Raw genomic sequence first — 12,763 nt, 5'->3', positions numbered from 1 at the left:
CGATCAAAACTTCCGGCGTCGAATTGCTTGGGGGTCCGCTGGTTTCAGTTGTCGGCGAGAGGGGATCGCCGGGTCCCGAAACCGTTGTCGCCGGTCTGATCTCGCTCGGACGGCGGATCGAACGAGGCTCGCTGCGGTTCCGGCGCGCGGGCGGTCAGGTCGGGCAGTCCGCCGACGATCTCGGAGAGACTGGGCAGCCGCGACCGGGTTTGCTGGATGGGGGCGATCAACTCGTCGGCGCGGCGGGCGACCTCGGCCGCGGCCTCCTGGGTGGCGTCGGTGACGGCGTCGGCGATCTCGTCGTAGTCCAGTTCGTCGATGTCGTCGGCGAAGTGGGTCTCGATGACGACACCGTCGGCGTTGACGGTGATGCGCACGCGCCCCTCGCCCGCGGTGGCGGTCGCGGTGAGTTCGACGCGTTTCTGCTGTGCCTCGGCGATCGCGCGGATCTGCCCGTTGACCGTGTCGAGTAGGTCGGCGAGGTCACCTTTGGTGCGTTCGTTGTTCACGTCGAATTCTCCTGCTGCCCGAAGGGATTCGGAACTCGCGACGGTTCCGCATCGATTCCCTGGCGAACGTACCGCACCTCATCGTACAAAAACACGTTCTGACGTATTTATGACGGAATTATGATGGACAAATGATCCGGCGTGTTTTCAAGTGATGAGCAAATGATCCGCTTCGTGTTCAATCCTGTTGTGTGACCACGGTTTCCGGCGTGGCATCGTGGAACCGGCTCGACCTGAGATGCGGAGGCTTCTGGTGGCGAATGAATGGCTGCGGGCCGACGCCGCGATGATGATGGAAGCATTTACGGAACAAATGCAGGGCATCGCCAAAATTCAACGGGACCGGTCCCGGCTCACCGCTTCCGCCACCGCGTGTGAGAAACGAATCACGGTGACGGTCAATGCCGATGGCATTCTCATCGAGACCTGGTTCGCCGACGATATCGGCGAACTTTCCTATGCGGAGATCGCGGGGGCGATGACCGAGGCGGTGCAGGCTGCCGCCCGGAAGGTGAACGAGGAGTGCCGCCGGCTCATGGAACCGTTGCGGGAGCGCAAGTCTCGGTTACCGCGCCTGTCCGATCTCATCGAGGGTGCGCCGGATCTGGGGTCCGCCATGCCGGTGGCGCCGCCCGCCTCGGTGGCGCCGCCGAACTCGCCGGAGCGGCGGCACGACAACGAGGACACGCGTTTCCGTGACGCGGAGAAGCTCGGTCGTCGGTCGATGGTCAGCGACCTCGACGAGTGAGGCCGTAGCGTCATGGGACTGTATCTTCCGCCGGAGCTGGCCTGGTTGGGCTGGGTTGCGGGCGGGGCGTGGCCGGAGGGCGACGAGACCGACGTCTGGCATGTCTCGGACGCCTACAAGACCGCGAGCGGTTCGCTCCGGAAACAGCTCCCGGATATCGAGGACGTCAAACGCGTAGCGAGTTCCGCCTACCCCGAAGGCGCGGGCGGCGACAGGATCGGTGCGCTGTTCGACCAGATGCTCACCGGCGACCAGTCGGTGGAGTCACTGGCGAAGTACATGGAACAGATCTCCGACGCGGTATACGACTACGGTACGCAGATCGAGGCCGCGAAATTGATGACGATCGTCTCGCTGATCGCGCTGGCCATCGAGATCGCCTGGGCCTGGATGTTTCCGCCGACCGCCGCCGCCGTCGAGGCCGCCGAGACCGCGGCCACCCGATTCATCCTGCGAAGACTGGAATTGTGGTTGCAGGAACGGATTCTGGCGAAAGTGCTGTCCGTATTCGGGGAGAAGTTCGCCAACCTCAGCAAGGGCTGGGTGATGAAGATCCTGGAGGGCGCGTTCATTGCCGGCGGGCTCGATGCGGCCGTGCAGGTCGGCCAGATCGCCTCCGGGCACCGGAAGCACTTCGACTGGACAGAGTTCGGGGCCGCGGCATCCACGGGCCTCGGTGCACCGTTCGGCCGATCAGCCGCCAACTCGCTCAATAAATTCACGACGAAGGCTTTCGGAAACAAACTCGAGAATCCGTGGGTTCGAGCCGGGAACGGCGCACTCGTGGGTATCGGGTCCAGCCCCGTGTTCGGCGCCTTCGGCGGTCTCGGTGCCGCCTTGGTCACCGGTGATTGGGCCGGCACGCTCGGCAATCCCGCCGGCTGGGTCGGCGGTGCGGCCCAGGGTGGGATCGTCGGTGGCGTCCGGGGATACCGCGGCGGCCGCCGGTTCGACAACAGTAGCTTCGAGGTCAATTGGAAGATGCCTGGGGACGGGTCGGTGAATGTCCCTGTCCGGGGCGGGCACTCGTTCGACCCGGGCGGGCTCGGACCGCACGGCTCTCGAAATGGCTTCGGCGGCGAGCACATCATGCCCCAGAACGAGCCGGGCGGAACGAACGGGCCGCGCGGTGGTAACGGGAATAGCTCCGACAATTCCTATTCGCCCGGCGGCAGGTCGGGATCGTCTGGTGGCCACCAGGATTCGTTGGCAACGCACCCGGCCTCTTTCACCGGTGACAATTATTCCGAGAGGTCGGCCGCGCCGCCACCCAGCAAGATTCCACAGCACGAGGCGGAGAGCGGCCCGGACTCGAGCAATTCGAGCACGAGCAATTCGAGCACGAACAGCTCGGGCAAGAACGACTCGGGTTCGAACAACTCGAGTGCGAGTAACTCGGGCAAGTACGACTCCGGGTCGAACAACTCGAGTGCGAGCAACTCAGGCAAGAACGACTCCGGTTCGAGCAAGCAGTCGCCCCCGGTTGCGGCAAACAACGTCAACGGAAGTCAGTCTGGTGGTTCGTCCAATTCCGGACAGCATGGGTCGCTGTCGGGCAATGAGTCGAAATCCGGTGGCTCCGTCGGTGGTTCGAACGGTGGCTCGCACTCGTCGAGTGGGTCGTCGACGGCTGGGGGAGGCCGGAGTGAATCCCTGGCATCCTCGAATCCGTCCGAGAACGGCGGAAGTTCGTCCAACTCGAACGGAGCGTCGCGAACGTCGCCCTCGACGAACCTGCCCGGAGACGGCCGCAATTCGTCGACGATCAGCGGTCCGAGCGACCGGCCTACGGGCGGCCCGGCCGTCACGCGTCCGTCCCCCGGAGGCGACGGCTCGGTGCAGCTGGACCGATCGCCGACGTCGCAACCGCCGAAGGGCGGTATCCAGATGCCGTCGCGCCCGTCCACACCCGACACGAATATCGTTGCGGGACAATCGCAGCGCGGACCGGCGTCGGCCTCCGAGGCCAATTCGGCCGGTTCGAGCCAGCCGCCGCGCTCGCCCGCCGTATCGGATGTGAGTTCGTCGGGTTCGGGTCAATCGCCGCGTTCGTCGGCGGTGTCGGATGTGAGCTCGACGGCGTCGGGGCAGCCGCCACGCCGACCCGTCGACTTGAATCCCGGTGGGGCGCCACCACAGCGTCCGCCGGTTTCGGATTCGGGTTCGAGCAGCCCGAATCCGCCACGGTCCGCGGTCCCGAATCCGAACTCCGGCGACGAGACGCCATCGGGACGGCGCCCACAGATGCCCACATCGGATTCGGGCCACACGCCGCCGAGGCAGCGTCCGCCGGAATCGACTTCGGGCGGGCTGCCGCCGCTGCGCCCGAGGCCCGAGGGGGATCTGCCTCCGTCGCGCGGATCGGTGCCGCAGGAACATCATTCGGACCCGGGCGGGCGGCGCGGACACGACGCCGCCGGGCCGGGCGGCGCCCGGACCTTCGAGGGCGATCGGGAACATCGCAACTGGACGCGCAGCGAGTCGGGCGACATTCTGATCACCTCGCCCGACGGCACCGAGCATTGGGTGGACAAGCACCGGAACATCTTCATCGGACGCCCCGACGATCCGACGCTGCTCAGGATCGGCCCGGACCGCTCGGTCGAATTCTTGCCCAACAATGGCAATCGCCCTGTGGCAGAACCAGGTCCGCAGGCCGGACCGGGGCGAGAGGGCGAGTTCGGCTTCGGTCGGGACGACGGGACCCGGCACACGGTGCTGGACGACGGCTCGGTGCGGACCGAATCCCCGGACGGGTCGACGACGATCGTCGGGCGCGACGGTGGAGCGGATCTGCGTTCACCGAGGGACGAACGGACCCGATTCGACCCGGACGGCACCGCCGTCCACACCCGGCCGGGCGACCCGACGACCGTCACCACGCCGGACAACACGGTGCACGTCGTCCCGAACGACAAGGCCGGGCGTACACGCGACGAGGACGGCAACCTGGTCGTCACCTCCCCGGACGGCACCAGGCATGTGATCGGCGACGACGGGACCATAGTGGTGGGCCGTACCGGTGATCCGCAGTTGATGAAGGTCGGTCCCGAATATTCGATCGTGTTCGTCGGCCCGGACGGCACCGGCCCGGCCGCCCGCTCCGAGGCGACCGTGGGCAAGGGCAGTGGTGTGCAGTCGCCGGCGTTCACCCGTCCGGATCGGGTCTCGCATACGGTGCTGGGCGACGGTTCGGTGCGGACGAAGTCTCCGGACGACTGGACCACGACCGTAAGACCGAACGGGGCAGCGGAATTCACCTCGCCCACCGGCGACAAGATCGTGTACAAGGCCGACGACACGGTGGTCGAGTCCGGGCCGGGGAAGCCCACCGTGATCACCGGTCCCGACCAGACCAAGCAGACCACCGAGCCCAATGGCGCGGTCACCGTCGAGGATCCCGACGGCACCGAGCATGTCGTATTCGATTCCACGGATCTCGAGGGCGGTGGGCGGACTCGGCATCCCGATCAGACTGTGATCCATCACGACCTGAACGACACCCTGAACGTCGGGTCGCGTGACCGGCTCGGCGGCCTCGGTCAGGATGGTCCGCGCAAACCCGGTGTCGTTCAGATGGATCGGCCCGACGGGACCGGGTTCGAGTCGTCGCCCAAGGGCATCAAGGTGTTCGATGACGACGGCACAGTTTACGAGCGGGGTTCGCGCGGGTCCGTGCGTATCACCGCGCCGAACGGACACACCGAGTCCCGGTCCATGAAAGAGCCGATCGAGCTGTCCAACGGTGCGCAGCTGGAGCGGACTCGCGACGGCTTCCGGGTCGTGCACGAGGACGATTCGGTCTCCGAGATCGGTCCGCGCGGCGTGCGTTTCACCGATGGCGACGGTGTGGTGCGCGGGACCCGCACGGACGGAACGGCTTTCGTCAACCAACCGGATGGCGGCCCCGTCCGCGAGGTCCGCGGCGACGGTGCCGTGCGGGTCACCGCAGGGGACAAGACCTCGTGGGGCACCAGGGGGGACGGCACCACCTGGACGGTCGACGGCAAGAACAAGGTGCACGTCTCCGATCCCGACGGGACCGTCGCGCCGCCGGCCGACCCCAAGAATCCCTATGTCGACGGTGCCGACCTGACCGCCAAGATCAAGCCACGCCACCTGAGCGACAACGATCCGCTACCCGGTGGGTATCGGGCGCCGACCGCGCCCGAAACCGATATCTGGATCCCACCGGGGTACGAGAAGGTCCCGCCGGAGCACTTCCTACGGGATCCATCGGATCACGATCCGGACTATTGGGGCCCGCCGGACTACGACCCGGACGATTGGGACCCGCAGGATAAGGCCAACTGGGGCCCGCCGGATCGTGACCGCGACGATTGGGATCCACAGGATCGATATGACCGGGATCGGCCGAATCGCGACCCCTACGACAACGATCAGGGTCCCGAGGGCTTGGGGCGCCATGGCGGCTCCGATGACGGTGGCGGTGGTTCCGGTCATGATGGCGGTTCCGGAAGAGCCCCGAATTCGCTTGGCGGATCGCGTGATTCGAGTTCCGGTCCCTCCGGTGAGGGCGGCTCGTCCAGTAGTGAGCGGAACTCTCCGCCCGAAAACCGGCAGCCCCCGCCCGCTCCGCGGCTGGACCCGGCGATGCTCAAGCGGATGCTCCAAAACTTGCATGCCGCGGATGGGATGGCGCCGCCGCCGGGTGAGTCCGACCGGGTCACGCCGGGTGGTGGGAGTGACCGGGAGGGCGAGCTGTCGCCGGACTTCTCGAGCTTCGGCCTCGGCGACGGTTTGCGGCCGCCGACTTCGGAGCAGACCGGAGGCGCGGGACCGGGTTCACAGAATGGTGTGTCAGGCCCACCGCCGAAACTCACGCCGCCCGGCGGCGAGGGCGGTCCTCGCAGGCCTGACCTGTCCGCGCTGCGCGGGGCCCTCGACAAACTCGCAAGCGACCGGCTCGCAGGCCGCGGGGACGATGGTTCGGGGCAGCAGGGAGCCCCCGATCAGCCCGGCTCACCGAAGCATCCCGGTGCGGGGGAGCGCCCGGGCGCATCGCACGATCCGGCCGCACAGAACAGGCCGGGTGCGCCGGAGCAGCCGGGAGCACCCGGTCGAGGAGGTCAGTCGGATCGTCCGGACGCGTCGAACAACTCGAACCGGCAGCAGTCGCCGGGCCAGCCCGGCGACTCGAGAGCTCCTGGCGGCGAGAGCAATTCAGGTGCGCCGGGCGGTGGTGACCACTCGGGAGCGCCGAAGTCCGGCGATCCTTCGCACGCACCGGTGTCCGAGGACGATCCGGGTGCGCCGGCAGCCGGGGACCAGCGGGATGGGCTGGGAGCCGGGGAACAACGTGATCCGTCGGGGACTGGGGAACACCAGGGCGAGCCCGGCGTCGGCCGTCCTCCGGATACCCCCGGCGCAGGGGCACACCCCGGCATTCCGGGCGACGGAAACCGCCAGGATGGGTCCGGAACCGGAAGCCATTCGGGTGCACCCGGGAACCCGGATCATTCGTCCGAGCCCGGGCAACCGAAAGCTACGGAGCAGCCGGGGAACTCGTCGCAGCCGGGTGGATCCGGGACGCAGCATCCGTCCATGCCGGGGAAGCCGCCTGCGGCACCGATGCCGGACGGGCACCAACCCACCGGGTCGTCCTCGCCCGGCGGGGCGCCGCCACCCGGCGCCGCGCCACCCGCCGCGCCGCCGGGGGCGGCTACCGGACCGAAGAAGCCGCCGCGCCGGGACCGCAAGAAGGACGACAAGCCCCGAAAGAATCCGAAATCGATGCTGATGCCCTCGCCGTTCGAGGCGCCCGCGCTGCGGGCCGGACCCGACGACTCCGCCGCCGATGTCCCGTTCGCGTTGGAAGCTGCGAACGCCGAATCCGAACCGGACAGCACCGCGCGATCGTCCACGAAGACCACGAGGAGTACCACCGATGGCTGACGAGAAAAAAGACGACAAACCGAAGATCGACGATACGACCAAGACCGATCGCGACGACTGGCACGATCTGCGCACAAAGGCGGATACGCACAAGTTGCAGGCCAATCTGCTGAAGGCCGATACGAAGGCTTTCGCAGCGTGTGCGCAGGCATGCCACGACATGATCGGAAAACTGGATTGGTACAAGGGGCATATCAACAGCCATGGTATGACGCGCATGAAGGAATTTTCTGATGAAACGGGTGGTAAAGAGCTGACGGACCGTTTCAACCGTAAAGCCGTCAGCGTGCTCGAGGCGATGGATATGTTGAAGCTCATTATGGAGGATATGGGCGACACATTCATCAGTGCGTGTAAACAATATCTGAAGACCGATGATGATGCGGCGAAAGATTTCGCAAAGGTCGGCGACCTGAACAAGGTGGATTCCATCGCGCCGAAGGGGTATGTGCCGAATGATCGGAAGGATTACACCCCCTCGAACACGGGAGACCACCCCACGGCGCCGACGCCACCGCCGAGCCCCGACAATGGCAATCCGATCTGGGTTTCGGATGCCAGTGGCTGGGGTTTCGAACGATTCAAAGAATTCGGCCAATCGCTGCAGAACAGCGATTGGGTAGCGATGGAATCCGGTGTCCAGTACAAGTGGATCGCCGAGAAGCTCAGGGGTGATCTCGACGAACTGAACGGCTCGCTGAAAAAGGTCACCGCCGAAATGTGGACTGGCGACGGGGCGGACAAAGCCGGTAATGCGATAAAGCGCTTCACCGAAAATTCGCGTACCTTCGCCACCAGTCTGGATAATTTGGGTGCCGATCTGATTTATTGCGCAAAGTGGATTTATGCCATGTTCAATGACACGCCCCCGGCCAGCGTGCACAGTAATAATGGTACCGATTGTCAAAAGCGAAGTTGGGTCGACGGCTATCGTGAAACCTACAAGGCGGTCTATGAGCCGGGTATCGCTGGCGCCGTCAATGCTATGCCTGTGGTGACCGTGACTGGTTCCGTCACTCAGCCGGCGCCCCCGCCTCCACCGCCGGACAACAAGGGTGACGGCGATAAGAATAAGGGCAACGGCAACGACAAGAACAACGACAAGAACAACGACAAGAACAACGACAAGAACAACGACAAGAACAACGACAAGAACAACGACAAGAACAACAATGGTAATGGTAATGGTAATAACAACGGAAATATCAACAAGAACAGCCCGGATTACAAGGCCGGCTACCAGGACGGCTACAACCAAGGCCTGAAGGAGGGCGGCGGCAAGAACGGCGGTAACAACCAAGGCGGCAATCAAGGTGGCGGCGGCAATGGTCCCGGTGGTCAGGGTAATGGTCCCGGTGGTCAGGGTAATGGTCCCGGTGGTCAGGGTAATGGTCCCGGTGGTCAGGGTAATGGTCCGGGCGATGGTACCGGTAAGGGCGGCGGCAGCGGCATCGACAAGAACAGCCCGGAGTACAGGGGCGGTTACGAGGACGGCTACAAGAAGGGCCTCGGGGATGTCGGTGGCAAGAATGGTGACGGTGACTCGAACCCGTACACCAACGGCAACTCGAACGGACACGGCGGTAACCAGGGCGACGACGGCAAGAATAAGTCTGACCGGCCGAACAACCCTGTCCTCAAGAACCCTCCGCCTCCCGGATCGCCGAAGGCGCCGAAATCGCCGCAGGATCTGCTCAACGATCTGCTCCAGGGCAAGAACCCGCTGAAGGACCTGGACCCCGAGACACTGCAGAAGATCGGGGCCGATCTGCTCGGCGGCTTGAACCCGGAACTGCTGAAGCAGATGACCCCGGAGGCGCTGCAGAAGCTGGGCTCCGACCTGCTGCAGAGCATGGACCCGCAGGAGCTGCAGAAGTTCGGCAACGACCTGCTCGGGGGCCTCGGGCCCGAGGCACTGAAGAACCTGAACCCGGAGGCGCTGCGCAACCTGAGCCCGGAAACGCTGCAGAACCTGGGGCACACCCTGGGCGGCGGGGGCCAGGGCGGTGCGGAGCTGCTCAGGACGTTGACCGACGGGATCAAGGGGGTCGTGGAAGCCGTCACGAAGGCAGGCACGGAAGTGATCGCCGGTCTCGCGAATTCCGGCATGGTCGGGATTCCGGGCATCGCCGAACCGCAACATCTCGGTAGCTTGGCAGACGCGCTCCCCACCGAGCTGGCGTCCGCTCTCAGGGGTGGGGGCGGTGGCGCCGGACTTGCCGGCGGTGGCGACGGCGGTGTGCATTCGCAGGTCAACGCCGCGCATCCGGCCGATTCGTCGAAGTTGTTCCCGCGGGCGGCGATTCAGAACGGGAATGAGGTGATATCCGCCACGCCGACATCATCGCGAGGAGGGAGTCCCGCGGGCCCGATGGCGCCGCCGATGGGCGGTATGGGCGGCGGTATGGGCGGACAGAACGGCGGCCAGGGCCACAAACGCGCCAAGTTCCTCGACACCGTGAGCAATTTCGACGAGATCGTCGGGCCCGATGTGGATCGGGTGAGGCCGGTGATCGAGCCGTGACTCAGCAGTGGAAGTTCACCTGCCTCGAGTTTCTCGTACTGTGCGACCGCTATCGTGCCGGGTCGCTGCCGCAGCCGCTGTGGTTCGAAAGCACCGAGGACGTCATGGTGCACGAGATGGCGGCGCGCAGGCGCGTGGTGTGGGAGGACCTGCAGCGTCGCCTGGACGGCTCGTTCGACGGGGTGATCGAGGTGCTGCGCGCGCCCGAACTGTATATACGCGTCCGCGGCTGGGACGAGCAGAGCCGGGACGATATGGACAAGAGGCTCCACCTGCACGTCGCACGGTCGGGTGCGCTCGGATATGCGTTTGCACAGGTGCCGGGAAATCTCACCTACGACTCGCCGATGGTCGCCGTCACCGAATGTGATCCGAACACATTGGCCGCGACGGTAGTGAAGGCCCTTCCGGCGGTGGAAGCCGGGCAGATGCCCGACATTCCGATCGTCACCGACCCGGCCGAGCACGTCACGCCGGCCTGGAGAGACAGCCTCATCTGGGACAACGTCGACGACAGGCCGGTAGCTCAGACGCAGCGGTTCTTCCGGCAGCGTGCCGATCTCACCGGCTCGATCATGGTGGTGCAGGGCCGGTCGAAGTACGGCCCACGCGGGATTCACGAGACGAAGATGCTGTGGCGCGACATGCCAGGCGACGGCCGGTACGTGATGTCGTTGGATGAGGCGCCGGTTGCGGTCGGAACCAGCCGGCGACAGCTCGCCGCGCGGATCGACAGAGATATCGCCCAATTGCTGGAGCGTCTCGAAACCCATTGGGAATCAGGGCGTTCCGAGGACCGGTACTGACCCCGAACCACGACAGGAACTGACATGGCAGAACAACGCAGGGTCCGGGTGGATACCACGCGTTTGCGGCAGGCCGCGGGGAAGATGGACGAGGTCGGCCGGAAGACGGCGGAGATCATGTCCACGCTGCGGAATACGTTGCAGAGCAAGAGCTATCCGTGGGGCCACGACGATTACGGCGACAAGTTCGTCAAGGGTGACAAGGGTTACGGGAACTCCTCGAAGAACCTGCTCGACGGCGGCGACAACATGGCCGGTTCGGGAAAGAAGTTCGGCGACGGCATGTCCGGTGCCGCGGACAAGATGGACACAATGGATTCGGGGGCGTGATCCGATGACCGAATCGCAGCACAACACCCCTGCGGAGGGCAGTGGGCCGGACATCGCCTTCGCGATGGGCGCCGGACCGTCGCAGCCTACGCCGTCGGCTACCCCGCAGTTATCGGATATGACTGCGCCCGAGGAAGATTCGCCTTCCCTGCACGCAGATTCATCTTCCCGGGAAGCGGATGCGCCTGACTCGGAGGCAGCGCCACCCGCCCTGGAGTCCCCCGAACCTGCTACCGCAGATGCGCCGGATTCGGCTGCGCCGGAGGAAGATTCGGCCGAGGCCACGCCATCGATCGAGGACCGGGCGAACGAGCTGACACAGCAGGTCGCGCGTGAGCTGGCGGCGGCTGGTCCGGAGGGCTGGAGTCGTCTGGAGGCGGTGTTCGCGCTCACTGTCGCCGGCGGGGTACGCACCGTCCTCTATTACGACGCCGCCGATCAGGTCGCCCAGGTCGAGCCGTCGGCGGAGATCCTGGAACTGGTCGAGCGGCAGCGCGAGGTGTCGGCGGGGCTCGGCGACGGTCCTTGGTGGCGAATGATGATCGACGTCGATCGCGACGGCGACCTGGAGGTCGACTACGACTACGGCGACGATCCGTTCCCGGGCGAGCACATGTTGGCGCCGGAGGCGTATCTGGCCGATCTCGAGGCGTTTCCGCGGCAATGGTTGCCGGTGTGGCTGGCCGCCTATATCGGGCATGACAATCGGCAGTGGCGGTCGCCGCAGCAGGCCGCCGCGCAGGCCCGTGCTGACCGGGAGGCCGGTGTCATGGCGGTGCGGTCCATGGACGACTTCCCCGTGCTACCGGTGTTGTGGGCGCGCTGGGCGGTGATCGCGGCGGCGTTCGTGGCGGTGGGCTCGGAATGGGGTCCGCGAATTCTGCCCTCGCTCGGTCTGTTCGAGGGTGCGGCGCGTAGCGGGTCCACATTGTACGTGCTGCCGGGTGGCCGGGCGGTGCTGTCGGGTGGGATGTGGGACGCGCCGGCACTGGACGCGGCCTACAACGAGGGCGCACCGCTGCCGGACCTGTACGCGGGCGCTCCGGAGTGGATGGCCCATCAGGTGCTCAATCCTCGTGTGACACGCGGGCTGCTGTCGTTCTGCTACTGGTGGGAGGGCGGCAGTTGGCATCGCGGTGAGTCGCCTACTTCGGACCTCCTCGCCCCGGCAGTGCCCGGTATCTGGACCGCCGACACCGCGATCGACGTGGTGTGCGGTGTGCTCAGTGACGCACCGGACGACGAATTGCGCACTGCGGCAGCGGCTTTGGTTGCTGCCGCGGAGGCGGGCGTGGTTACTCGCGATACCATGGCCGCGCTGTTCACCGATCCCGGCGACGATATCGATGGCGCGTTGCATCAGCTGTCGATGGCAGGGTTGGTGACGACGGTCCCCGAGGACCTGCCGCAGGATCGGGCGATCGCGCTGGTCCGTGCGTACATCGACGGTCTTGGCCTCGACACCACCGACTATCCGCTCGACGAGCTGGTCGCCGAGCGTCTCAGCGTGGGCTGGATGGTGTTCGTTCCCACTCGGCCAGGGGAGATCGCCATCGGCCGCGCCATCTTCTACGTCGCCGACGACGGGGTGATCGAACAGTCGTCGTCCTCGGTCGCGCCGTCGATCTATACCGAAGAGTTCGAACAGCGATTCCGGCTGCGGCACAACCGCGCCGCAGCCGGTTTCGCGGTCTGATCCTGGATGGTGACTGATGGATATTGCCGACCTCGGATGCCGAACATTCTGTCATGCAGACGATTACGGCGCTATCGGACAACATGCGCGGGGGAGGGGGCCGCCGCAGTAGCTCCGTTTCGAACCCCGCATCGGAGATCATCGCGATCTCCGATCCAGATCATCTGTAACGAAAGGTTTTGAGAAATGGCAATGTTCGATGGAAACGCTGTGGGCGTCCAGACGGCTGGTATC

At 65.7% G+C, this 12,763-nt stretch carries 7 protein-coding genes; 6 read left to right on the top strand and 1 reads right to left on the bottom strand.

All coding sequences use genetic code 11. The features are described 5' to 3' along the window. Positions 1-44: 44 nt before the first annotated feature. A complete protein-coding gene (locus tag NP3_RS05915) occupies positions 45-509 on the bottom strand; it encodes a YbaB/EbfC family nucleoid-associated protein (protein WP_063038572.1) in 465 nt (154 codons plus the stop codon). Positions 510-762: 253 nt separating this feature from the next. Here NP3_RS05915 and NP3_RS05910 point away from each other — a divergent pair, with 253 nt between their 5' ends. The 6 genes from NP3_RS05910 to NP3_RS05885 are packed head-to-tail and all read left to right on the top strand — an operon-like array spanning position 763 to position 12,529. Further along, entirely contained in the window at positions 763-1,257 is a 495-nt protein-coding gene (locus NP3_RS05910; RefSeq protein WP_063824700.1) for a YbaB/EbfC family nucleoid-associated protein, read from the top strand. 12 nt (positions 1,258-1,269) lie between these two features. Next, complete coding sequence (locus tag NP3_RS05905) at positions 1,270-7,173, top strand: WXG100-like domain-containing protein (RefSeq protein ID WP_063038568.1); 5,904 nt, start codon at positions 1,270-1,272, stop codon at positions 7,171-7,173. Beyond that, positions 7,166-9,697, top strand: coding sequence for a hypothetical protein (locus tag NP3_RS48930; RefSeq protein WP_063038566.1), 2,532 nt, complete (start codon positions 7,166-7,168; stop codon positions 9,695-9,697). Before NP3_RS05905 ends, NP3_RS48930 begins: the two co-directional genes overlap by 8 nt. Then, a complete protein-coding gene (locus tag NP3_RS05895; protein WP_063038564.1) occupies positions 9,694-10,503 on the top strand; it encodes an ESX secretion-associated protein EspG in 810 nt (269 codons plus the stop codon). The genes NP3_RS48930 and NP3_RS05895 overlap by 4 nt, the downstream gene beginning before the upstream one ends. 24 nt (positions 10,504-10,527) lie before the next feature. Further along, positions 10,528-10,833: a hypothetical protein gene (locus NP3_RS05890; RefSeq protein WP_063038562.1), complete on the top strand. Its 306-nt coding sequence runs from the start codon at positions 10,528-10,530 to the stop codon at positions 10,831-10,833. A gap of 4 nt (positions 10,834-10,837) precedes the next feature. Then, the gene (locus NP3_RS05885; RefSeq protein ID WP_245720833.1) at positions 10,838-12,529 is read left to right on the top strand and encodes an antitoxin YezG family protein; all 1,692 of its coding nucleotides are present in this window, start codon (positions 10,838-10,840) and stop codon (positions 12,527-12,529) included. Positions 12,530-12,763: the final 234 nt, after the last annotated feature.

The sequence above is a fragment of the Nocardia pseudovaccinii NBRC 100343 genome, from assembly GCF_001613225.1.
Taxonomy (GTDB): domain Bacteria; phylum Actinomycetota; class Actinomycetes; order Mycobacteriales; family Mycobacteriaceae; genus Nocardia; species Nocardia pseudovaccinii.
This window is presented reverse-complemented; position numbering and strand designations above follow the sequence as displayed.